Origin of the sequence: Gordonia namibiensis NBRC 108229 (assembly GCF_000298235.1) — a bacterium.
Taxonomy (GTDB): Bacteria; Actinomycetota; Actinomycetes; order Mycobacteriales; family Mycobacteriaceae; genus Gordonia; species Gordonia namibiensis.
This window is the reverse complement of the sequence record NZ_BAHE01000006.1, coordinates 1-23047: the sequence shown is the minus strand read 5'-3', so window position 1 is coordinate 23047 and position 23047 is coordinate 1. Positions and strand designations below refer to the sequence as shown.

Below are 23047 nucleotides of genomic sequence, written 5' to 3'. Positions count from 1 at the left end.
TGGAAAGGTAACAAGTGCTCGACGTCAACTTTTTCGACGAACTGAAGATCGGCCTGGCCACGGCCGACGACATCCACAACTGGTCATACGGTGAGGTCAAGAAGCCGGAGACGATCAACTACCGCACGCTCAAGCCCGAGAAGGACGGCCTGTTCTGCGAGAAGATCTTCGGACCCACCCGCGACTGGGAGTGCTACTGCGGTAAGTACAAGCGCGTCCGCTTCAAGGGCATCATCTGTGAGCGCTGCGGCGTCGAGGTGACCAAGGCCAAGGTGCGCCGTGAGCGCATGGGCCACATCGAGCTGGCCGCACCGGTCACGCACATCTGGTACTTCAAGGGTGTGCCGAGCCGGCTGGGCTACCTGCTCGACCTGGCGCCGAAGGATCTCGAGAAGATCATCTACTTCGCCGCCTACGTGATCACCGCTGTCGACGACGAACTGCGTCACAACGAGCTCTCGACCCTCGAGGCCGAGATGGAGGTCGAGAAGAAGGCCGTCGCCGATCAGCGCGACGCCGACCTGAACGAGCGTCAGCAGAAGCTCGAGCAGGATCTCGCCGAGCTCGAGGCCGAGGGTGCCAAGGCCGACGTGCGCCGCAAGGTGCGCGACGGTGCCGAGCGCGAGATGCGTCGTATGCGCGACTCCGCTCAGCGTGAGCTCGACGGTCTCGAGGAGATCTGGGACAAGTTCGTCAAGCTCGCCCCGGGCGACCTCATCATCGACGAGAAGCTGTACCGCCAGCTCGAAGAGCGCTACGGCGAGTACTTCCAGGGTTCGATGGGTGCCGAGGCGATCAAGAAGCTCCTCGAGAACTTCGACATCGACGCCGAGGCCGAGTCGCTCCGCGAGACCATCCGCAGCGGCAAGGGCCAGAAGAAGCTCCGTGCTCTCAAGCGCCTGAAGGTCGTCGCCGCGTTCCAGCAGTCGGGCAACTCGCCGCTGGGCATGGTCCTCGACGCCGTGCCGGTGATCCCGCCGGAGCTGCGTCCGATGGTTCAGCTCGACGGTGGCCGCTTCGCGACCTCCGACCTGAACGACCTGTACCGCCGCGTCATCAACCGCAACAACCGCCTCAAGCGTCTGATCGACCTCGGTGCTCCCGAGATCATCGTGAACAACGAGAAGCGGATGCTGCAGGAGTCGGTCGACGCCCTGTTCGACAACGGCCGTCGTGGTCGTCCGGTCACCGGGCCGGGCAACCGCCCGCTGAAGTCCCTGAGCGATCTGCTCAAGGGCAAGCAGGGTCGTTTCCGTCAGAACCTGCTCGGTAAGCGCGTCGACTACTCGGGCCGTTCGGTCATCGTCGTCGGCCCGCAGCTGAAGCTGCACCAGTGCGGTCTGCCGAAGCTGATGGCTCTCGAGCTGTTCAAGCCGTTCGTGATGAAGCGTCTGGTCGACCTGAACCAGGCCCAGAACATCAAGTCGGCCAAGCGCATGGTCGAGCGTCAGCGCCCCGCGGTGTGGGACGTCCTCGAAGAGGTCATCTCCGAGCACCCGGTTCTGCTGAACCGTGCGCCCACGCTGCACCGCCTCGGCATCCAGGCCTTCGAGCCGCAGCTGGTGGAGGGCAAGGCCATCCAGCTGCACCCGCTGGTGTGTGAGGCCTTCAACGCCGACTTCGACGGTGACCAGATGGCCGTGCACCTCCCGCTGTCCGCGGAGGCGCAGGCCGAGGCACGCATCCTGATGCTGTCGTCGAACAACATCCTGTCGCCGGCATCGGGCCGCCCGCTCGCCATGCCGCGTCTGGACATGGTGACCGGTCTGTACTTCCTGACCACCCTCAAGGAGGGTGCGGCAGGCGAGTACACCCCGGCGTCCGGCGAGGACATCGAGCGCGGTGTCTACTCGAGCCCGGCCGAGGCCATCATGGCCGTCGACCGCGGTCAGCTCACCGTGCAGTCGCGCATCAAGGTGCGTCTGACCGGTCAGCGTCCGCCGGCCGAGATCGAGGCCGAGCTGTTCCCCGAGGGATGGCGTTTCGGTCAGCCGTGGACCACCATCACCACGCTGGGCCGCGTGCTCTTCAACGAGCTGCTGCCGATCGAGTACCCGTTCGTCGACGAGCAGATGCCGAAGAAGCGTCAGGCCGCGATCATCAACGATCTCGCCGAGCGCTACCCGATGATCGTGGTCGCGCAGACCGTCGACAAGCTCAAGGACGTCGGCTTCTACTGGGCCACCCGTTCGGGCGTCACCGTGTCGATGGCCGACGTGCTCGTGCCGCCGCAGAAGGCAGAGATCCTCGACCGCTACGAGGAGCGTGCCGACGGTCTGGAGCGCAAGTTCCAGCGCGGTGCTCTCACGCCGGACGAGCGTCGCGACGCACTGGTGGAGATCTGGAAGCAGGCCACCGAAGAAGTCGGTAAGGCCATGGAGGAGTTCTACCCCGAGGACAACCCGATCATCATGATCCCGAAGTCGGGTGCCACCGGTAACCTGACGCAGGTTCGTAACCTGTCGGGCATGAAGGGTCTGGTGACCAACCCGAAGGGTGAGTTCATCCCGCGTCCGATCAAGTCCTCGTTCCGCGAGGGTCTGACCGTCGCCGAGTACTTCATCAACACGCACGGTGCCCGTAAGGGTCTGGCGGACACGGCTCTCCGTACCGCCGACTCGGGTTACCTGACCCGTCGTCTGGTCGACGTGTCGCAGGACGTCATCGTTCGCGAGACCGACTGTGGCACCGAGCGCGGCATCAACGTGCCGCTGGGTGAGAAGCAGCCCGACGGCTCGATCATCCGCGACGCGCATGTCGAGACCTCGGCGTACGCACGCACCCTGGCCGCAGACGCGGTCGACGCCGACGGCAACGTCATCGTCGAGCGCGGCCACGACCTCGGCGACCCGGCCATCGAGGCTCTCCTCGCTGCCGGTATCGCACAGGTCAAGGTTCGTTCGGTCCTCACCTGTGCCACCGGCACCGGTGTGTGTGCGCACTGCTACGGCCGTTCGATGGCCACCGGCAAGCTCGTCGACATCGGCGAGGCCGTGGGTATCATCGCGGCCCAGTCGATCGGTGAGCCCGGTACCCAGCTGACGATGCGTACGTTCCACCAGGGTGGCGTCGGTGACGACATCACCGGTGGTCTGCCGCGTGTCCAGGAGCTCTTCGAGGCTCGCGTCCCCAAGGGCGTCGCGCCGATCGCAGAGGTCTCCGGCCGGATTCGCCTCGAGGACGACGACCGCTTCTACAAGATCACGATCATCCCGGACGATGGTTCCGAAGAGGTCGTCATCGACAAGATCTCGAAGCGTCAGCGTCTGCGCGTGTTCAAGCACGAGGACGGCTCCGAGCGTCTCCTGGCCGACGGTGACCACGTCGAGGTCGGCCAGCAGCTCATGGAGGGCTCGGCCAACCCGCACGAGGTCCTGCGTGTCATGGGTCCCCGTCAGGTGCAGATCCACCTGGTAAACGAGGTCCAGGAGGTCTACCGCAGCCAGGGTGTGTCGATCCACGACAAGCACATCGAGACGATCGTTCGTCAGATGCTGCGTCGCGTGACGATCATCGATCACGGTGCGACCGAGTTCCTGCCCGGTTCGCTCGTCGAGCGTGCCGAGTTCGAGGCGGCCAACCGTCAGGTGGTCACCGAGGGTGGCGAGCCCGCAGCCGGACGTCCGGTGCTCATGGGTATCACCAAGGCCTCGCTCGCGACCGAGTCGTGGCTGTCGGCGGCGTCGTTCCAGGAGACCACGCGTGTCCTGACCGACGCGGCGATCAACAGCCGCAGCGACAAGCTGATCGGTCTGAAGGAGAACGTGATCATCGGTAAGCTGATCCCGGCCGGTACCGGTATCAACCGTTACCGCAACATCCAGGTTCAGCCGACCGAAGAGGCACGTGCCGCGGCCTACGCGGTGCCGTCGTACGACGACACCTACTACAGCCCGGACGGCACCTTCGGTGCCCCGGCCGGCGCTGCGGTGCCGCTGGACGACTACGGTTTCTCCAACGAATACCGGTAAGCCGTAAGACAGCTGAAAAGCCCTCGCACTCGTTGAGTGCGAGGGCTTTTCGCTGTCCGGGCCATCTCAGCGCACGGGGAGCGTGGTGTCGGTGGCCGTTGAGAGGAGGAGGTCGTAGTAGCGTCCGCCGGGGTAGTAGGTCCGAGTCATGGTGTCGGCCACCATGTCCGACGACCATCCGGTGGCCAGGGTGTGGATGACCCGACCGTTGCGTGGACGCGGCACGGCGAGCTCGGACAGTTCACCGATCAGGTCGGTGGACTCGCCTTCGGCGTCGATGTGCACGCCGGTGACCAGTCGCGAACCGAGAAAATCCTGCCTCGTCGTCCGCTGGAGGATGGACACGCCGGATTCGAACGTGTTGGACACCGACGGTTGCGATGCGATCACCCGGATCGGAAGTCGGTCGGACCCGAGAGATGCTGCGGCGGAGGCGAAGTGGGCGCCGAGGAACGAGTTGACGGGATCGAACAGCATGAGGCCGGCCAGGCGCCGGTAGGCAATCGGGTCCGAGTGGCGGAGTGCGTCGGCCGCCACCACGACGAATTCGCCGCCGGCCGAATGCCCGGCGAAGACCATCCGGTACGGCATCGTCGCGTCGGGCCGATGTGCCGCCTCCCGCGCCCGACCAAGACTCATCGCGAGTGGGCTGCCTTCGTCCCGGCCAGAGCCGAACACCCCGCCGATGGTCCGGGCGAAGGCCGAGTTGTCGGCGATGTTGTACGCGACCGCACAGCCGGTGAGATTGACCGAGTCCAGTGTCGGACTCACGACGAGGAAACCCGAGTTCGCGTAGGCGCGCGCCAGCGCGTCGAGATTGGCTGCGCTACGGGAGAAGCCGTGCTGGAGCCAGACCAGAGCGGTGGGCCGGCCGGCGGGGAAGTACCAGCGGGCGTCGACCCGGACGGGTTTGCCCGCGCATTCGGTGGCAACCGGGGACGACGACACCTCCACGGACTGCTGTGTGACCGGGGTGGCCCGTACGGCTGCCGGGGTCACTCCGAAGAGCACGGCGACGACGGCGAGGGCCGCGACCCATCGCACGCGGAACCGCTTCGGCCTCCTCATTACTCGTCGGTGTCCTCGTCGTCCGGTCCCTCATCCATGAGTTGGTTGGGGTCCTCGATGGTGGTGTCGTATTCGTCCTCGAGTCGTTTCGCGATTTCGCGCAGCAGCCCTCGGGCGGCGTCGTCCATGACGCGGACGTGGGTGAGGTCGATGACGACCTTGTCGGTCGAGAAACCCTCGCACGCACGGCTTGCGATGATCTCCGCACCCGCGAAGCGCACGTCGCCCTGGAGTTCGACGACGGTCGCACCATTGTCTTCGTGGACCGAGCGCAATGCCGGCATGCCTGACGGCGCGACGTGCATCATGTGCAGTTCCATGTCGCGGGAGAGCCTTTCGAACACGGCGACGCCGCGCACGCTGTTGCCCTGCTCGTCGAGTCGTGGCGACCACACCGCGACTCCGACCTGACCGGGGAGAACCCCCAGGATCGCCCCGCTCACACCGCTTTTCGCGGGTATCCCGACCTTGGCCATCCAGCTGCCGCTGCCGTCGTACATGCCGCAGGTGGCCATCACCGACAGCAGGTGCCGGGTGATCCAGCCTTCGAGGAGACTTTCGTCGTCATTGGTGGTGGACAGCCCGCCGTTGGCGAGGACCGACCCCATGACCGCGAGGTCGCGGCAGCTGACCTTGATCGCGCATTGTGCGGCGTATCCGTCGACGACCTCGTCGGGTTCGTATTCGAGCTTGCCCGCGGATCGCAGCAGGTAGGCGAGGGCGGTGTTGTGATCGTCGGAGGCGAGTTCGGCGGAGTGGACGTCGTTGTCGATGGACAGCTCGCGCCCGGCGAGGGTGCTCACCAGGTCGGCGATGCGGTCGACCCGTTCGGTGGCGCTGTCGCCGTCGACCATCCCGTGGACTGCGATGGCGCCGGCGTTGATGAGTGCGTTGCGGGGGCGGCCGGTCTCGGCTTCGAGGGAGATCTCGTTGAAGGCATCGCCGGACGGTTCGGTGTCGACGCGGTCGAGGACGCCGTCGAGTCCCCGGTCCCGCAGCGCGAGGGCGTAGGCGGGCAGCTTGGCGATGGACTGCATGGAGAACTCGTGGTCGGCGTCGCCGGCGGTGTAGACGGTCCCGTCGACGGTGGCCAGGGCGATGCCGAAGGACGACGGATCCGCCCGTTCGAGTTCACGATTGCCGGACATGACGTCCCCGGCGTCGTCGTCACGACAGTCCTGGAGAACCTGATGGAGATAGTCGTCGATGGGGGATCGCATATCCCACCGTATCCACGACCGCCCGCGGCGCGGCAGTCAGTTGTCGCGATACGGCATGTACTGCACCGACCACTGGTTGCCGTCGGGGTCGGCGAAGTACACGAAATGCCCCCACGGCTGCACGTCGACCTCGCCGGGATCGACACCGGCGGCGAGCAATTGGTCGCGCGCGGCGTTGATGTCGGTGACGACCACCTGCATTCCCTTCACCGACCCGGGCTCGGCGTCGGTGAGGCCCTTGCCGAATGCGATCGAGCAGGCGGAACCGGGCGGCGTCATCTGGACGAAGCGAACGTCCTCGGAGACCGTGTGGTCGTGGTCGGCGTTGAACCCGATCTTCGCGTAGAAGTCGCGGGCGCGGTCGACGTCGCTGACCGGCAGGATGACGAGTTCGAGTGTCCAGTTCACGGTTCCTCCTGATGTTGTGGTCTTTCGGTGTGACACCACGATCCCAGGCATTGCGGACGATTTCGGTCCTCTTTCTGTCACAGCTCTCGGATCGGTGGAAATCTCGTCCTCGTCAGCGCGGTCGAAGGGCGTTATGCCCTTCGGTGGTGTTCAGATGGATGAGTTCTCGCGTCGGCGCGGGTCGTTGTCCCGGCGGATGCGGTGCCGGTCGCTTCGCGTGACCGCACGAATGTCTTCGAGTACTTCTTCCCAGTTGTAGAGGACATCGTCGTAGGTCAGGCGCATGGTCATCCACCGGTCGATCATCGTCATCCGATCGCGTCGGCGGTCGTTGCGGAACGCCTCCGCATCGGAGTGATACGCCCGACCGTCGCATTCGATCAGGAGTGCGCCGACACGCAGGTCCGCGTGCTCGTGCGTGCCGATATCGGGCTGCACCTGCACCTCGAAACCTGCGGCGATCAGGCGGAGCCTGGCGATCGATTCGGTTCCGGATTGGGAGCGGTCATCGCACCGGGCGAACATCCCGGTCACGGCTTTGGCCACGCGACCCATCTCGGCCTGGATGTCGGGGATGGTCCATTCGGTCGTACTGAGGACGGAGTCGACGGTCGCGATCCATTCTTCGGGCGTGAGACATCGTGCCGCGCAGTTGAGGGCGAGCGGGATCGAGTCGACGGCGGTGACGACGGGTAGCGGCTGGCCGTAGCCCTGACACCATCGAAAGGGGCCGCTGGGGCGGGGCTTGCCCTTCATGTGCTTACTCCGTCGGACGTGGGTCTCGTTGTGCCCGGGCGGAACCCAGATCCCACTCGAATCGTGCGCTTGGTGAAATCGCAGCGCTCCCACGCACGACAGCGCGCCACCTGCTTTCACTGCGGCGACGACCCGGGGGTCGGCGGTCGCCGACCGAACCCACCCACGCGCCACCGGGATCAGCGTTTCCGACTGACGGCCGCGCTTGATGTCGTCAGGTGACCAGCCCATGGCCGCCAGTTTTTTGAGCGTGTAGACGCCAGAGTCCGAAGTCATACAGCTTTGGACGCATGCAGAGGCGAAGAGGTTTCCCGAACGGGAAATTCGCGTCCATCTCACGCGATCCAAGGGGCACATTGCCCTCCGAGACAGCTCAGATGGACGAGTTTTCGCGCTACCCGCGGGGTGCGACGGGTCAGACCGCCGAGAACCGCACCGCCGCTTGTACCTGAGCGGCCACGGCGCGTCCGACGCCGAGCGGCCAGCGGTACATGACGTATTCGGCGGCCTGGTCGACGCTGAGCTGCCGGCTGGAGTTGCCTGCGCGCACCCAGAATTCGGGTACGGCGTTGTTCTTCGTGCCCCGCAGATAGACCGGGCGGGGCGATGGGGTGCACTCCACCCGGCACACCAGGACCTCGGCCGGGCCCTCGGCGTCGGCATCCCCGGCGGGGCGCGGAACCTTCTCGAAGGAGATGCCCACCTCGGCGGCGGTGCTCTGTCCGAGCATCGTGGTGAGGAGGTCCCGCAACCACAGTTCGAACCGGTCGGCGTCGGGCTGGCGGAGCAGGGTGAAATCGGCGTCGAGACCCAGGGGAGTGCCGTCGTCGTCGACACCGATCAGCAGGTTTCCGCCGTCGGAGTTGAGGAATGCGGCCACCGTCTTGACGATCACCGCCTCGAGCGCGGGGTCGCGCTGCTTGGTGCGCAGGTTCATGCGGGCGGTCGACTTGAACTCGACCCGTTCGGATTCTCCGGACTCCAGGAGTTCGGCGACCGAGATGTCGGTCGGGGTCTGCAGCCGAGCCGCGATCAACGCGTAGGCGCCGACCGCGACGATCGAACTGACCAGTCCGAGCACGATGGTCACCGGACTCCAGATGTCCATGCGGTGGTCGACGGCGCCGGCGATGAACAGGCCGACGGCGGTGCCGACGATCGAGAGCACCATGCAGGTGGTCGTGTTCAGCCGTGCCCGTCGGCGCAGCAGCCACTTCGCGACGGAACCGAAGAGCCAGGCCACGATCAGGACGAGCACCAGCGCGGTGGCGGTCGCCCACACCGGTATGGCGAACTCCAGGGATCCGATGTTTCCGCGATCGGGGTCGGCCAGCTTGCTCAGGTCGGTTCGCACTCGGACAGTCTAGAAAGGGCGAAACCCCGGCCGCGATGCGCGACCGGGATTTCTCGAAGGAGTGGACTGTCAGACCGCGTCGCCGCCGTCGATGCTGCCGAAGTCGCCGACCTCGACATTGCCCTCGTCGTCGACGGCGGTGTCGAAGGTTCCGTCGCCGTCGGTGTCGGCGACCGCGAGGTCGGTGTAGCCGTCTCCATCGGTGTCGGCCTCGATGACGTCGATCTCGCCGTCGGCGTCGGTGTCGTAGGCGATGGAATCGGCCTGGCCGTCACCGTCGGTGTCGAGGACGGCATCGGTGACGCCGTCGCCATCCACGTCGGTCAGGGCGGCGTCGATGGTGCCGTCGCCGTCGGTGTCGACGAGTACTGCGTCTGCGGGGATCTCGCTCATGGGGTTTCCTTCCAGGGAATCCTGTGGGTGGTGGTTGTTCGTGCTCTGGTTACTTGGAGAGGAACCGGGCGGTGTTTGTTCCCTGGGCGGAGTCGGTCATCCGATGAGATGATCTGGGCCGCCGGTTGAGCACGAGGATGAGCGTAACCGCGTGACGAGTGGCCGCCCATAATTCGACTGGCTGAAACATCGCTCGGCAGAACGCAATCCGTTAACAAGAAGCAACGACTGCTAACGCAGGTCTGCGAGCAACTCCGAGAGGATGGACCGTGCGCGCGAGATGCGGCTGCGAACGGTCTGCAGGCCGATGCCTTGTGCCTCGGCGATCTCGGAGTAGCTCAGCTCGCCGTAGACCCGCAGCACGAAGGTGGCCCGGTAGGCGTCCGGGACCTGCGACAACGCCTCCTGGATGCGGTCGGAGACGACGACCTGCTGTGCGACGTCGAGGGAACTCACCGGGTCGTGATCGTCGATGTCGTCGGCGTCGGATCGTTTGCGGATACGCGCGAGTGCCGCATTCGATCCGATCCGGTACAGCCACGTCGACAATTGCGCGTCGCCCCGGAAGTTATCGATCGCGCGCCAGGCGGCGACCAGTGCGTCCTGAAGAGCGTCCTCGGCGTCGTGCTGGTTGCCGGTGATGCGTAAACAGATGGCCCACAACCGATCCCGATGCTGTTCGACGAGCATGGCGAAGGCCTGCTGATCGCCGGAGCGCGCACGTTCGAGAAGGTCTGCGCCCGATTCGGATTCGTCGGTCAACGAATACACCTCCGAAGTGTCCATCCTCAGAAGTCGTCGCCGAGGGTCGAGTCGTCGAAAGTCGACTCACCGAATGACTCGTCGCTGACGTCGTCGTCGCTGCCGAAAACGTCTGGGGTGTCGAAGGTGTCGTCCGGGCCCGGACCGAGATCGTCGTCGTGATCACTGGTGAACCCGACGAGTTCGGGCACGTCGGCAGATTCCTCGTCGAGAACATCCGGGCCGGACGCAACGGTGAGGTCCTCGGTCAGTTCGTGAGATGGGTCAAAGGCGTTCTCGACCGCGGAATCCCAGGTCGCAGCCGGTACGGCCAGCCCGCTCGGCGGGTCGCTCTCGCGCACCCAGGACTCGAAGTCGTCCCCCTCGAGGGGGTCGTCCCAGCTGGTGTCGTTGTCGGTCATCGTGTTCGGCTCCTGCTCGAATCTGTGACGGGTGCGGCGCCGACCCGGATACCGTCATCCGGCCGACTGTCAGGGCGTCGACGGTCGTGGACAATTCTCGTCACGTGACTAGGAGTGTCGACGACGCGGAAATGTTCCCGGCGCCGACGATACGACGCAACGTCACGAGGCGATGTCCGTGAACTGGAGGACCGATCAGTGGAGCAACACATGACCGTGCGGGGTCGCGTGGAGCAGTTGCTCGACGAGGTAACCCCGCTCGCGCCCGATCCCACGCTGATCGGTTCCCTGCGTGCGCAACTGGCGAATCCGCTCACCGTCGCCCTCGTCGGACGTGTCAGCGCCGGCAAGTCGACGCTGTTGAACGCACTCGTCGGCGACCGTGTCGCACCTACCGACCGTGCCGAGTGCACCAAGGTCGCCGCCCTGTACACCGAGGGCAACCCGCAGCGCGTCGAGGTCGTCGGCCTCGACGGCACGGTCACCGAGATCCCCGGAACCATGCGCGGCGATCTCGGGCGCAAACCGGAGGACATCGACCACGCCGTCGTGTACACCCCGTCCCGCCTGCTCCGAGAGCGGTTCCGCGTCATCGACACCCCCGGGCTGTCCGGCTTCACCGACACCGCCGAGATCGCCACCCGCCGTGTCTTCTCCGGCGACGGTCGCCTCCCACGACCCGACGTCATCCTGTTCCTGCTCGACGACGCCGCGGGTCCCAAGGCCGACGAGGTGCAGTTCCTCTCCGATGCCGGGGCGTCGGCGCAGAACACGATCCTGGTCATCTCCCACGCCGACCTCATCGCCGCCGACAACCCGATGCTCAAGGCGCAGGAGATCGCCCGACGCGTCTGGCGCCGCTTCCCGGCGATCGCGGGTGCCGTGGTCGCGGTGTCGGGGCTCATGGCCGAGGCCGGGGTCTGCGGGGTCACCGAACGCGAGACCGCACAGATCTCCCGACGTGGACTCCTCGAACCCTGGGAGCTGCTGACCATCCTCGACGGCGCCGCACCGCCACCACCGGGACTCGACGTCGACCTGCTCGGGCGACTGGAGGAACTGGTCGGTACCTACGCCATGGATGCCGGGGCCGACGCCGCCCGCCAGGGTGCGCGAGCGTATTGCGAGTGGTTGCACCGGGTCTCGGGCATCGACGAACTGCGCCTCGCGATCGGACGGCGCTTCCTCGCGGTCGGTGACATCCTCAAGGCCCGCACCGTACTGGCCGAACTCCGCGAAGCCGCGTATCGCAGCGCGCGACGCGACGTCTTCCTGGAGGCGATCGAGGAGGCCGAGACCGCGCCCGAGCTGCACCGGCTGCGCGAGGTCGCCGCCCTCGAGGCGCTCGCCCGCTGGCAACCCGACAGTGACCTCATCGGCGAGTTGAACCTCGTCGTCGCGAGTCGCGATGTGCGCCTGCTGTTGTCGCTGCCGCCCGACGCCGCGCCACCGCAGATCGCCGACGCCGCCAAGGAACGCGCCACCGACTGCCGCACGCGACGCGCCTTCGTCGCCACGTCGGCCGAGAAGGAGGCGTTGCTGGTGCTCGAACAGACCTATCAGCTGGTGCGCCGTGGGCGGTGGACCGCGTGAGCAAGTCGGTTGCCCCCACCCCCGATGACACGCTGCGAGCCGCCGTCGACATGCTGCGCAAGCACGGCGAGGACGCCATCGCCGACCGCGCTCTGCGCGTGCGGGATCGGCCCGCACCGCAGGGCACCGTCGTGGTGATCGGCGAGGTCAGCCGCGGCAAGAGCTCCCTGGTCAACACCCTCGTCGGCGTGAGCGGACTGGCACCGGTCGACACCGAGATCACCACCTCGGTCTACGTCCGGTTCACCCCCGCGACCGAGGATCTGCCCGTCGGATCGGCACTCATCGAGTTCCCCGGTGCCACCCACCGCATCCCGGTCGCCGACCTCGCCGACTGGATCACCGTCGGTGGGCATCATGCGGCGGGCGTCCCCGCCGAACGCCTCGCACCCGGAACTGCGGTCGATTCCGTTCTCGTGCCCCCGGTCTCGGCGCGCGTCGCCGTCGATTCGCCACTGCTCCCGGGCGTCACCATCGTCGACACTCCGGGCGTCGGATCACTGGTCCCCGAACACGTCGAAGCCGCGGTGAGCGCGGCCCGCGGCGCGTCGGTGCTCGTCATGGTGTGTGATGCGACGGCCCCGCTGTCGGCCCCCGAACTCGCGTTCCTGAGCAGCGTCAGCGAGGAGGTCGCCTCGGTGGTCCTGGTGGTCACCAAGACCGATCTGGTGATGCGGCAGTGGCGCACCATCGTCGTCGAGAACCGGAAACTGATCGGCGCCAACGCCCCTCGCTTCGCACATATCCCGATCATCGGCGTCTCCAACCGCATCGCCGAACAGGCCGCCGCCATCACCGACCCCGAGCGCCGCGACCGCGCCCTCGCCGCGTCGGGCATCCCCGAACTCGTCGACGCACTCAGCCCGCTCGTCGCCGACGGCGCGGCGTCGCCGGAACGCAATGCGTTGCAACTGGCCTTCACCGGCCTCGACGACGTGCGCAAACGCCTCGTCCTCGAGATGAAGGCCGCCACCGCGACCCCCGCCGAACGCGCCGACATCGAGGCCGAACGAGATCGCCTGCAGCGCCTCAAGGATCGACGACGCGAGTGGCGCGCCCGGCTCAACCAGGACATCACCGCCGCGTCGTTGCAGACCGAGGACCTGATCCGCGACCGCTTCGACAAACTCCTCGGCCAATGGTCGACGCGCATCGACAAGCTCCGCTTCTACGAACCCCACCGCGCCGGACAGGAACTGATCGGACAGATGACCGTCGACCTCGAGGCCGCAGCCCGCGAGGTCAGCGCATTCTTCGTCGCCGGGATCGAGCGGATCGCCGACGATCTCTTCGCCGACGCCACCCTCTCCGGCGAGCTCGTCGACCGGATCTCCGGCAACGTGAACGACCTCAAACTGCGTGAGCAGGAGAAGATCTCGCCGTGGAAGAACATGGTCGACCCGGTGCTGCTGTCGATCGTCGCCGCCGGTGGACCGCTGGCCATCATCCCGGTGGTCAACGTGGTGGCCGTGCCGGTGTGGGCGGGTGTGGTGGTCGGTTTCCGGGCGTCGAAGGTCGGCAAGGAGAACCACCGAAAGTGGCTGACCAAGGCGGTCAACGACATGAAGGCCGACGTGCGGTCACAGCTGCAGTCGATCAAGTCCGATGCGAGCGCCGACCTGCAGATCGCCTACAACGAACTGCTCGAACGACTCCTCGCCGAGTCGACGAAGATCATCAACGACGCCGCGGTCGAGGCCAAGAAGTCGGCTGCCGACCGGGAGAAGACCGCCGCCGATCTGCGTACCCAGATCGTGGCGGTCGACAACGTCCGCAAAGCGATCGCCCGAGTCCTTCGGGCGCCCACCGGATGAACGCCGGTCGGATGTATAACCATGCGCCGCAGGGCGGATGGTGGGAGGTGGTCAGGTGACACAGGAGAGCCGCCGTCGACTCTGCATCGACTTCGGTACCAGCAACACGGCGGCCGCGTACCGCATCGGACTGGCCGAACCGGTCATCGTGCCCCTGGGGGCAGGCGGTCCGGCGATGCCGTCCGCGGTGTTTGCCGACGACAGCGGGATCGTCGTCGGGCACGACGCCGTGCATCGCCGCGTACAGGCACCCGACGCCTACGAGGACTCCCCGAAGTCGCGGATCGACGAGGGCGAGATCGAACTCGGCGACCGGTTCTGGCCGATCGAGGACCTCATCGGCGCGGTCCTGCGGCACGTGCACCGGACCGCGCTGCGCCACAGCGGACTCCCGGAGTTCGACTCGATCATCCTGACCCACCCCGACAAGTGGAGCGAACGCCGCAAAGGTGTGCTCCGACGCGCCGCCGAGCGCGCGGGCATCTCCGCCGGCCGGCTGCGCATCGCCTCGGAATCCCTGGCCGCCGCGTGGTATTACGTCTACCGCGGACACGACGTCGCGGGCGACGAACGGATGTGCGTCTTCGACTTCGGCGCCGGCACCTGCGATGTCGCCGTCCTCATCCGCGCCGGGGCCGACGACTTCACCGTCACCGGGTCCGGCGGCGACAACAACCTCGGCGGCCGCGACCTCGACGCCCGCATGACGCGGTGGGTGCTCGAGGAGGCCGCCGAGATCGATCCCGAACTCCCGGCCCGCCTCCGCGCCCCGGCTGCCGCCATCGCTCTCGCCGACCATGTCCGTTCGGCCAAGGAAGCCCTCTCCGACACCGCGCAGGCCGCCATCGAACTGCCCGGCACCCGGCACACGCTGCTGTTGACCCGCCGCGAGTTCGAGTCGATGATCGCGCCGTTCGTGGACCGCGCCGTCGAACTGACCCGCGACGCCATCGCCCGCGCCGACGCCGCCGGCACCGGACCGAAGGGGCCGGTCATCGTCTACGTCACCGGCGGGACCAGCAGCATCCCGATGCTGCAGTCGGCCCTGTCGTCGGTGGGCCGGGTCGCCCGGATCGGCGACCCCAAGGTCGTCGTCGCCCAGGGTGGTCTGCTGCGATCGACCAACGTCGACGTCCACGACGCCGCCGGTGCCCAGCAGTACGCGGCCCGTCCCGCCGATCCGCCGAGGCCGGCGACGGTTGATGCCTCCGCACGCCGGATCGCGTTCCCGACCGTCCCGTCGGGCGCCGTCATCTCCGGTGTCCTCGCCCGCAGCGGTCAGGTCGTGCGCGCGGGAGAGCCCCTCGCCACGCTCGACTCCCCGTCGGGCCGACTGACGCTCGACGCCCCGATGGCGGGCACCCTGCACGGGCTCGACTTGCGTCCCGGCGTCGTCGCCCAACCGGGCGTCGTCTTCGGCGCCGTCGGTCCGGCCGACCTCCGGCCCGAACAGTGGTCGCAGCTCCACCGTGCCCCCGCCGGCATCAGCGCTACTCAGCCGGCGGCGCCGCCCCAGCCGGCGTACGCGCCACCGCAGGCGATACACGGCCAACCCCAGCCTTCGTATCCGCCCGGGCGGCAACCCGGTTATCCGCCAGTGAGTCCCGCCGGGGCGCAACCGATTCCGGCGTCGTCGTCGGGCATCAACACCTACGGTCTGGTGGGACTGATCCTCGGCATCCTGGGGTTCCCGATCTGTCTCGGCACGATCGTGGGCATGGCGGTCACCCTGATCGGCATCAACCGGGCGGAGGGGCAACGCGGCCCGCTGCTGATGACGGCTCTCGGCGTGAACATCCTCGGCACCATCGCGTGGATCGCACTTCTCATCTGGAGCTTCGCCTCCGGCTGACGGCGCCCCGGACTCTCACGGCGGCGGGACCTTCGGATCGGCCGCGATGACCTTCGACTCACGTTCGACGCGGGCTCCGCGACGACGATGGGAGGTGCCGGAGGTGTTGGCGTCGCCGCCGTACGAAGGAGTTCACCATGACCGATTCGACCGCACCGATCGTCGTCGGAGTCGACGGCTCCGACTGTGCACTGATGGCCGTCCGCTGGGCTGCGGCGGCCGCCTCCCGCGAGAAGCGTCCGCTGCGTGTGCTGTCCGCGGTCGGCATCATCCCGGGGGCGTACGCGCCGACCGCGATGATGACGTCGGATGTCGTCATCGAGGCGATGCAGTCCGATGCCCGGCGCGCGGTGGAGTCCGGGACGGCGGTGGCGAAGGAGACTGCCCCCGACGTGCCGGTCGATGGCAAGGTGGTCGGCGGTTCACCGTTGCTCGCGCTCCGACACGCATCCGGCCAGGCGCACCTCCTGGTCGTGGGCCGTCGCGGCGTCGGCGGCGTCCGTGGGCTGCTGCTCGGCTCCGTGAGCAACGACGCGGCGATCCATGCCGAATGTCCGGTCGTAGTCGTGGGCGGCCCATCACCCACCGCCGGGCCGGTGGTCGTCGGCGTCGACGGTTCACCGACCTCCACCGCCGCGATCGGCCACGCCTTCCGGCAGGCCGACCTGCTGCAGACGTCTCTGCTCGCGGTGCACACGTTCGGCGGGTTCTCCGGCACCGCGTTCTACGGTGACCAGCACCAGATCATCCGCCAGCTCCGGGATGAGGGGGAGGAGTTGCTGGGCGAACAACTCGCCGGCTATCCGGAGGATTATCCGGACGTCAAGATCGAACGCCGTGTCGAGATCGGTTCGCCCGCAGATGCTCTCGTCGATGCCGCGGAGACCGCCCAGCTGGTCGTCGTGGGCACGCGTGGCCGCGGCGGAATCCGCGGTCTCCTGCTGGGATCGACCAGCCGGGCGGTCCTGCAGGTCGCGCGGTGCCCGGTGATGGTCACCCACACCGCCCCGTGACGCGGAGACCGTGGTGAAGCCGGAGCGCATCGTGGTCTGGCGGGGGGTCGGGCCCGACAGATCGTTGACGACGATCGGTGAGCCAGGGTCGGATCAGACGGGTCGCCACCACGATCCGTCTGGTCCGCCGTGCGCACCGTCCAACAGCAACTCCCGCGTGCTGGCGCCGACGACGTGAAAGCGGATGGAGTCCCGTCGGCTCACGACCATGAGCGGCCACCAGAGGGCCCGCACGTAGTCGACCGCGCTGTCGTAGCCGTCCCACTCGTAGATGCCCCGGTACACGTGGTGGGCGTCGGCCGTCATCCACAGCTTCGACACGAATCCGTCGAAACCGGCGAACAGGACGGTGTTGCAGGCACTTTCGAGCCGGAACAGTCGATGCGCGAGCCGGTTGCCACCCACCCAGCGCAATCGAAACGCGACGATGAGGCTGACCGGTTCGGTGACCGGGCCGTTGCTGCGGACGGTCTCCCGGTAGACGGTGGCCCGTGTTCCGTCGGCGAAGGCGATGACGCGACCGAGGCTCGCCGACGGCTGATGCAGTCGCCGCTGCCGTAGCGCTCTCGCGACGTCCACCAGGCATCGTCCGAAGGCGGCGAACGCCTGCGGCCACGGGAGCGGTTGTGGGGTGGACATCTTCTGCACCGTTTTCTCGTCGACGTCTCCGCGGGGACCCGACACAGCCATTCGACGCCACGAACGCACCACGACGAAGAGACCTTGGTCATCACGGTCATCGCCGTTGGTCACTAGGGCTCGCGCCGCGAGAAGAGAATCGTGAGCGTATGAGGCACGTACTGACCTTCGCCGAGGTGGGACTCGAGCAGGTGATGATGGTCGGCGGCAAAGCCGCGAACCTGGGCGAACTCGGCACGGCCGGACTGCCGGTACCCGATGGCTTCGCGCTGACCGCCGACGCGTTCGCGGAGTCGATGCGCGACGGCGGGGTGTACGACGACCTGGTCGCCACCCACCGCGAGGCCCTGTCGGCGGTCGGCGACGATGCCCGGCTCGCCGACCTGAGCCACCGGATGGCCGAGATGGTCATGAAAGTCGGCATCACCCCGCGGGTCGTCGACGAGGTGCTGGCCGCATACCGGAACCTCGACACCGATTCCGATGGGCCCGGCGCCAACGTGGCGGTGCGGTCGTCGGCGGTCGGCGAGGACGGCAAGGACGCATCGTTCGCGGGCATGAACGCGTCGTTCACCAATGTCGGTTCAGCCGAGGAACTCCTGAGCGCGATCGTGCGGTGCTGGGCGTCGCTGTTCTCGCCGCGGGTCGTCTCCTATCGCGCCGAGAAGGGGCTGTCCTCGGATCCGCTCATGGCGGTGGTGGTGCAGAAGATGGTGGCGTCGGAGGTCGCCGGGATCGTCTTCACCGCCGATCCCGTCACCGGCGACCTCGACCATCTCGTCGTCGAGGCTGTCGAAGGACTCGGCGAGGCGGTGGTGTCCGGCGCGGTCACCCCCGACACCTTCCTGGTGGCGAGGTCGGACTGTTCGGTGCTCGAGACCAGCATGGGTAACCAGGAGTTCCGGATCGTGCGGGGCAGCGACGGTCACGACCGCCGCGAGCCGGTGGCGCCGGGGAGGACGACTCCGGTCATCGACACCACGACCGTCCAGACGATCGCGCGGATGGCATTGCGGGCCGAACGTCACTATGCGCGCCCGCAGGACATGGAGTGGGCCATCGATCCGCAGCACCGGATCTGGATCGTCCAGTCCCGGCCGATCACCACCGGCGTGGACACCGCCACGGACGAGTCGCCGAAGCCGGTCCTGGTGCGCGGTCTCGCCGCTGCCCCGGGCATCGCGAGCGGCGAGGTCCGCGTACTGCATTCCCCGCGCGACGGACACGAACTCGTCGACGGCGAGGTGCTCGTCGCGCCGATGACCGACCCCGACTGGCTGCCGACCATCCGCCGCGCCTCGGCCGTGGTCACCGACCGCGGCGGCATCACCTGCCACGCGGCGATCGTCGCCCGCGAGGTCGGGGTCCCGTGCATCGTCGGAACCCGAACGGGCACCAAGGTTCTCACGGCCGGCTCGGTGGTCACGGTCGACGGTGGCTCCGGTGAGGTCCGGTCCGGTCGGGTGGCACCGCAGCGGGCCACGGTCTCCGAGGCCCCGGCATCATCCCCGACCCAGGGGCAACCGGCCGTGGTGACGGCGACAAAGGTCTACGTCAACCTCGGGTCGCCCGAGCACGCCGCAGAGGTCGGCGCGACCGACGTCGACGGTGTGGGCCTGCTCCGTGCCGAGTTCATGCTCACCGAGGCGTTGTCGGGGCGTCACCCGCGCGCGGTCATCGCCGCCGGCGAGACCGAGGCGGCCGTCTCGGCCATGGCGGACGCCCTGGGACGCATCGCGGGACCGTTCGGCACCCGGCCGGTGGTGTACCGCACAACCGATCTGCGCACCAACGAGTTCCGCGGACTCGAGGGCGGAGCGGAGTTCGAACCCGAGGAACGCAACCCGATGATCGGCTTCCGCGGCTGCTACCGCTATGTGTCCGAACCCGAGGTATTCCGGCTCGAACTCACTGCCCTCGCGCGGGCCCGGGAGAGGCACCCCAATCTGCATGTGATGCTGCCGTTCGTCCGGACCCGCTGGGAACTCGAACGCTGCCTGGAACTCATCGACGAGAGTCCGCTCGGCCGCCAGCGCGGCCTGCATCGCTGGGTGATGGCCGAGGTGCCGTCGGTGATGTACTGGCTCCCTCAATACGTCGAGGCCGGCATCGACGGGGTGTCCATCGGCAGCAACGACCTCACCCAGCTGATCCTCGGCGTCGACCGCGACTCCGAATCGTGTGCCGAACTGTTCGACGGCAGCGACCCGGCCGTCCTCGACGCGATCGCGACGATCATCTCCACCGCCCGCCGATGCGGGATCACCTCGTCGCTGTGCGGGCAGGCGCCGTCGACCGACCCCGACTTCGCCGAACGCCTCGTGCGGATGGGGATCACCTCGGTGTCGGTCAATCCCGACGCCATCGCGACCACCCGTGTACACGTCGCCCGCGCGGAGCAGCGACTGCTCGTCGAGGCCGTCCTCGACCGACCCGGACGGTAAGCCTCGGCGGGTCGTTCCCGCAGTTCTGGGCATTGCGACCCTGTTATCCGGGGGTCGTGAAGAGGATCGTGGATCTCACCGGCGCGTGAGCAGGCCGACGTGCCCGATCTCGTCTGCCCCGCGCGGCGGTCTCCTGAGTGAAGGGAGGATGGCAGATGAGAGCTGTTGAGCGCGCCGCCATTCGTGTCCACATCCTGGGTATCGGTCTGAACGAGCACGCGTCAGACCATCTGATACTCGACGAACTCCAGCGCCGCGGCTATCGCCTCCAACCGGGCGAGCTCAAAACGGTTCTCGACGAACTCGTCGGGCGCGGGCTCGTCGGCATCTGTGAGGCGCCGGCGGGGTATCCGGGGCGTCGGACCTACGAGACCACCCCGGCCGGCCGGATGTCCTGGGCGCAGGAATGTCGGGCCTTGAGCAAACTCACGCACGAGGTGTTCGGGACCCGCCTACCTCCGCTGCCGCCGCACGTCGGCATCGACGACTCGCAGGCCTGGTTGTCGACGCGGGACCTCGAGGACGCCGAGGACAGCTGAGCAGGAGGTTCCGGGGGATCTCACCGGTGGCTGTCGATGTCGAGCTCGCGCCACTCGGCCTCCCACCGCCGCATCCGGTGCCGGTCGGCGGCTGCGCGGACGAGCAGGACCAGCCCCCACCAGCCCATCGCGGTCAGCATCACGACGCCTAGTCCGGCCATGACACCTTCGACAACGGCGTCGGTGTGGGTGACCGGCGGGTCCGCGACGTGCTGTTCGTCGTCGAGCCAGATGATGCGGACCCGGCCCACGCGGTCGTGCCGCTCGGTGTCCACCTCCGCGGTCAGGCGGGCGCCGTCGGGCCGCCGCCACGCGACGACCGTCGGATCGTCGTCCTGCCGCGGTGTCGCGATGACGGTCGCACTCACCGAGTGTCGCGGACCCTGAACCTCCGCGACCGCTTTGTGCGCGGCGTAGGTGTTGCCGCCGATGGTCAGGGCTACGAGTACGCCCGCCAGCGCAGAAACGAGCAGCGCCACGAGCACCAGTGATTCCACCCGGTCCGTCGGTCTGACGAGCCGGTTCGACGAGGCGTGCATGAGCCGCCAGCTGTGCAACTCGCGGGAGAGGAAGCGCAGCATGAAGAGTCCCTCCGTCGAAGCCCTCTGCATCGAGTGAAACCCGTCCGCCGCGCGAAGGGAAGGGTCTTCCGTCGCGGATTGTCTGCGACACCTTTTCCGGCCTTCAGTCGATCGACTCACACTTTTCCGTAATTCAAGCTATGGTGATCGTGCGCTTCGTTAACGGCATCGAAGGGGGTGCTCGAAGCGTAGGGGGTCAACACCGGGGTGGGCAGATTCCACACCGGAGCATTTGCGGTCTACGTGTGTGGAGGGCTCAGTTGACCAGTACTCTCTCGGCGCGCGCATCCAAGCGCAGCACCAGAAAATTTCTCGAACCGTCGGCAATCGCCGAAGCCATCGCCATCGAGCGGCACATCGTGTTGGCCGGATATCAGGCGCTGACCCATTACTCGTCCACTTTCGGACTGACCGAACATCTGGTCCGGGAGATCGACGACGCGGCGCGACGCCACCAGGCGATCGTCTCCCAGTTGCGGCGGATGCATGCGGATGCGCTTGCCGCCGAATCCATCTCGTCTGCACATAAAGAAGCCCTGGCCGCGCTGGGGCTCCTCGAGCCCAGCCGGGCCGAGGCTGTCGGCGTCACCCCGCCGCGCCCGGTGCAGGTGTGCCACATCATCCAGTCGCATCCGGGTCGCCTCGGGGATCCCGCCTCGCGAGCGATCGTCTCGCTGGCCTTCCTGCTCGTCGCGGTGCATGCGCTGACCGATCCGACGAACTGCGGAACCGCTTCTCCGTCACTGAATCTCGTGCCGCCGCCGCTGCACCGCGACCGGGCGCTGCTCGAGAAGGTGCTCGTCCACGCGGTGGCCGCTTTCGATGAGGCGTCGACCACGGAGCTGACCGGGTACATCTGTGAGGCCAGTGCGTCATTCGCCGGCTGGTCGACGGAGACCCAGCGCGGATTGTCGGTGCTGCGGTACAACCCGCATTCGCTGCGTTCGTCGTGCCGAAGCGTTGGACTCGGCGAGGTCGACGCCCGTATCGTCGGCTGACGCCGCCGTCTGACCGCACCGTCTGAGCGCCGGTCCGTGGTTACCCTGGCGGGGTGACCACGTCGGTTTCGCAACGCTACCGGTGGCTGTTGCACGTCGACCTCGACCAGTTCCAGGTCTCGGTCGAGCGACTGCGCAGTCCGGAGCTCGTCGGTGTCCCGGTCATCGTCGGGGGCAACGGCGACCCGACCGAGGCCCGCAAGGTCGTGACCTGCGCGTCCTATGAGGCGCGGGATGTCGGCGTGCGGGCCGGGATGCCGCTGCGTGCCGCATACAAGAAGTTGCCCGATGCGGTGTACCTTCCCCTGGACATGGGAGCGTACGACGCTGCCTCGGCCGACGTCATGGACGTGCTGCGCGGAACCGGTCACCCCGTCGAGGTGTGGGGCTGGGACGAGGCGTACCTCGGCGTCAGCGTGCGGGGCGCCGAGGTCGACCCGTACGACGACGCCGCCATCGTCGAGTTCGCCGAACGGGTACGGCACGAGATCCTCGAACGGTGCGGTCTGACCAGCTGCGTTGGTATCAGCGACAACAAGCAGCGCGCGAAGATGGCCACCGGTTTCGCCAAGCGGCCGCCCGGAGCCGCACCCGACGACGGCGTCGGCGCGCCACGCGTGTTCCTGCTCGATGACCGCAACTGGCTGGACCTGATGGGTCAGAGGCCGACTCGCGACCTGTGGAGCGTCGGGCCGAAGACGTCGGCCAAACTCGCTGCCAACGGTGTGGAGACCGTCAACGACCTCATCGCGACACCACGCGACGACCTGATCGCCACCTTCGGTCCGCACCAGGGCAATTGGCTGTACGTCCTGTGCCGGGGCGGCGGCGACTCGACGATCACCGCCGAACCGTGGCTCGCCCGTTCGCACTCCAAGTCGCGGACCTTCGCCACCGACATCGCAGATCCGTCCGAGATGCGCACCGCGGCTGCCGAACTGCTGCGTGAGCTGCTCGACCAGGTCGTCGCCGAGGAACGCCTACCGTTCCGCGTCGCGGTGACCGTCCGCACCACGACCTTCTACACGCGCACCAAGTCTCGAAAACTCCCCGCGCCGAGCCTCGACTTCGACCAGCTCGAAGCCGTGGTCGCCGACCTGCTCACCAAGTTCGACATCGACCGCCCGGTCCGCCTCCTCGGTGTCCGCCTCGATCTGGTGACCGACGAGGAGGCCCCTGCTGGTTGAGTAGGCGAGGAGCTTGCGACGAGCCGTAACCCTCCGCTGGTTGAGTAGGCGAGG

The 23047-nt window shown here is 67.5% G+C and carries 19 protein-coding genes; 9 read left to right on the top strand and 10 right to left on the bottom strand.

The genetic code is table 11. The annotated features are described in order from the left end of the window. The first annotated feature begins 14 nt into the window (after positions 1-14). The gene (locus GONAM_RS02410; RefSeq protein ID WP_006865187.1) at positions 15-3971 is read left to right on the top strand and encodes a DNA-directed RNA polymerase subunit beta'; all 3957 of its coding nucleotides are present in this window, start codon (positions 15-17) and stop codon (positions 3969-3971) included. Positions 3972-4037: 66 nt separating this feature from the next. On the opposite strand, the gene GONAM_RS02405 is transcribed toward GONAM_RS02410, so the two are convergent. The 8 genes from GONAM_RS02405 to GONAM_RS02370 form a co-directional block, all read right to left on the bottom strand. Beyond that, the gene (locus GONAM_RS02405; RefSeq protein WP_006865186.1) at positions 4038-5039 is read right to left on the bottom strand and encodes an alpha/beta fold hydrolase; all 1002 of its coding nucleotides are present in this window, start codon (positions 5037-5039) and stop codon (positions 4038-4040) included. Next, positions 5039-6259: a glutaminase A gene (gene glsA / locus GONAM_RS02400; RefSeq protein ID WP_006865185.1), complete on the bottom strand. Its 1221-nt coding sequence runs from the start codon at positions 6257-6259 to the stop codon at positions 5039-5041. The genes GONAM_RS02405 and glsA overlap by 1 nt, the downstream gene beginning before the upstream one ends. A 36-nt stretch (positions 6260-6295) precedes the next feature. Beyond that, positions 6296-6667 (bottom strand): VOC family protein, encoded by a 372-nt coding sequence (locus GONAM_RS02395; protein ID WP_006865184.1) that lies wholly within the window; start codon positions 6665-6667, stop codon positions 6296-6298. 150 nt (positions 6668-6817) lie between these two features. Further along, complete coding sequence (locus GONAM_RS02390) at positions 6818-7699, bottom strand: endonuclease domain-containing protein (protein ID WP_006865183.1); 882 nt, start codon at positions 7697-7699, stop codon at positions 6818-6820. A gap of 139 nt (positions 7700-7838) precedes the next feature. Further along, a complete protein-coding gene (locus tag GONAM_RS02385; protein ID WP_006865182.1) occupies positions 7839-8777 on the bottom strand; it encodes an AlbA family DNA-binding domain-containing protein in 939 nt (312 codons plus the stop codon). A 69-nt stretch (positions 8778-8846) separates the two neighbouring features. Further along, on the bottom strand, positions 8847-9170 hold the full coding sequence (locus GONAM_RS02380; RefSeq protein WP_006865181.1) for a hypothetical protein: 324 nt from the start codon (positions 9168-9170) through the stop codon (positions 8847-8849). Positions 9171-9401: 231 nt separating this feature from the next. After that, positions 9402-9956 carry an RNA polymerase sigma factor gene (locus tag GONAM_RS02375; RefSeq protein WP_006865180.1) on the bottom strand — a complete coding sequence of 185 codons (555 nt, stop codon included), beginning with the start codon at positions 9954-9956 and terminating at the stop codon, positions 9402-9404. A 2-nt stretch (positions 9957-9958) separates the two neighbouring features. After that, complete coding sequence (locus GONAM_RS02370) at positions 9959-10333, bottom strand: hypothetical protein (RefSeq protein ID WP_006865179.1); 375 nt, start codon at positions 10331-10333, stop codon at positions 9959-9961. Between the two features lie 210 nt (positions 10334-10543). Between GONAM_RS02370 and GONAM_RS02365 the strand changes: the two genes are divergently transcribed. From GONAM_RS02365 to GONAM_RS02350, 4 genes are all read left to right on the top strand, one after another. Continuing rightward, positions 10544-11926 (top strand): GTPase, encoded by a 1383-nt coding sequence (locus GONAM_RS02365; RefSeq protein ID WP_006865178.1) that lies wholly within the window; start codon positions 10544-10546, stop codon positions 11924-11926. 50 nt (positions 11927-11976) lie between these two features. Then, positions 11977-13740, top strand: coding sequence for a dynamin family protein (locus tag GONAM_RS02360; RefSeq protein WP_051992451.1), 1764 nt, complete (start codon positions 11977-11979; stop codon positions 13738-13740). Between the two features lie 55 nt (positions 13741-13795). Further along, entirely contained in the window at positions 13796-15592 is a 1797-nt protein-coding gene (locus tag GONAM_RS02355; RefSeq protein ID WP_006865176.1) for an Hsp70 family protein, read from the top strand. Between the two features lie 137 nt (positions 15593-15729). Continuing rightward, positions 15730-16605 carry a universal stress protein gene (locus tag GONAM_RS02350; RefSeq protein WP_006865175.1) on the top strand — a complete coding sequence of 292 codons (876 nt, stop codon included), beginning with the start codon at positions 15730-15732 and terminating at the stop codon, positions 16603-16605. A gap of 93 nt (positions 16606-16698) precedes the next feature. On the opposite strand, the gene GONAM_RS02345 is transcribed toward GONAM_RS02350, so the two are convergent. Beyond that, on the bottom strand, positions 16699-17244 hold the full coding sequence (locus GONAM_RS02345; protein ID WP_245548560.1) for a hypothetical protein: 546 nt from the start codon (positions 17242-17244) through the stop codon (positions 16699-16701). Positions 17245-17393: 149 nt separating this feature from the next. On the opposite strand from GONAM_RS02345, the gene ppsA reads away from it, so the two are divergent. Next, entirely contained in the window at positions 17394-19688 is a 2295-nt protein-coding gene (gene ppsA, locus GONAM_RS02340; protein ID WP_006865173.1) for a phosphoenolpyruvate synthase, read from the top strand. A gap of 155 nt (positions 19689-19843) precedes the next feature. Beyond that, complete coding sequence (locus GONAM_RS02335; RefSeq protein ID WP_006865172.1) at positions 19844-20227, top strand: helix-turn-helix transcriptional regulator; 384 nt, start codon at positions 19844-19846, stop codon at positions 20225-20227. 20 nt (positions 20228-20247) lie between these two features. Here GONAM_RS02335 and GONAM_RS02330 read toward each other — a convergent pair whose 3' ends face one another. Beyond that, positions 20248-20808 (bottom strand): Rv1733c family protein, encoded by a 561-nt coding sequence (locus GONAM_RS02330; RefSeq protein WP_006865171.1) that lies wholly within the window; start codon positions 20806-20808, stop codon positions 20248-20250. A 260-nt stretch (positions 20809-21068) separates the two neighbouring features. Between GONAM_RS02330 and GONAM_RS02325 the strand changes: the two genes are divergently transcribed. Continuing rightward, complete coding sequence (locus GONAM_RS02325; protein ID WP_006865170.1) at positions 21069-21806, top strand: hypothetical protein; 738 nt, start codon at positions 21069-21071, stop codon at positions 21804-21806. 53 nt (positions 21807-21859) lie between these two features. Beyond that, positions 21860-22993 carry a DNA polymerase IV gene (locus GONAM_RS02320; protein WP_006865169.1) on the top strand — a complete coding sequence of 378 codons (1134 nt, stop codon included), beginning with the start codon at positions 21860-21862 and terminating at the stop codon, positions 22991-22993. Positions 22994-23047 lie beyond the last annotated feature (54 nt).

Bases quoted from the DNA above. Each gene is read 5' to 3' on its own strand.
- GONAM_RS02405 (WP_006865186.1), bottom strand. From the start codon at position 5,039: ATGAGGAGGCCGAAGCGGTTCCGCGTGCGATGGGTCGCGGCCCTCGCC.
- glsA (WP_006865185.1), bottom strand. From the start codon at position 6,259: ATGCGATCCCCCATCGACGACTATCTCCATCAGGTTCTCCAGGACTGT.
- GONAM_RS02390 (WP_006865183.1), bottom strand. From the start codon at position 7,699: ATGACTTCGGACTCTGGCGTCTACACGCTCAAAAAACTGGCGGCCATG.
- GONAM_RS02380 (WP_006865181.1), bottom strand. From the start codon at position 9,170: ATGAGCGAGATCCCCGCAGACGCAGTACTCGTCGACACCGACGGCGAC.
- GONAM_RS02375 (WP_006865180.1), bottom strand. From the start codon at position 9,956: ATGGACACTTCGGAGGTGTATTCGTTGACCGACGAATCCGAATCGGGC.
- GONAM_RS02370 (WP_006865179.1), bottom strand. From the start codon at position 10,333: ATGACCGACAACGACACCAGCTGGGACGACCCCCTCGAGGGGGACGAC.
- GONAM_RS02365 (WP_006865178.1), top strand. From the start codon at position 10,544: ATGACCGTGCGGGGTCGCGTGGAGCAGTTGCTCGACGAGGTAACCCCG.
- GONAM_RS02360 (WP_051992451.1), top strand. From the start codon at position 11,977: ATGCTGCGCAAGCACGGCGAGGACGCCATCGCCGACCGCGCTCTGCGC.
- GONAM_RS02350 (WP_006865175.1), top strand. From the start codon at position 15,730: ATGACCGATTCGACCGCACCGATCGTCGTCGGAGTCGACGGCTCCGAC.
- GONAM_RS02345 (WP_245548560.1), bottom strand. From the start codon at position 17,244: ATGTCCACCCCACAACCGCTCCCGTGGCCGCAGGCGTTCGCCGCCTTC.
- ppsA (WP_006865173.1), top strand. From the start codon at position 17,394: ATGAGGCACGTACTGACCTTCGCCGAGGTGGGACTCGAGCAGGTGATG.
- GONAM_RS02335 (WP_006865172.1), top strand. From the start codon at position 19,844: ATGAGAGCTGTTGAGCGCGCCGCCATTCGTGTCCACATCCTGGGTATC.
- GONAM_RS02330 (WP_006865171.1), bottom strand. From the start codon at position 20,808: ATGCTGCGCTTCCTCTCCCGCGAGTTGCACAGCTGGCGGCTCATGCAC.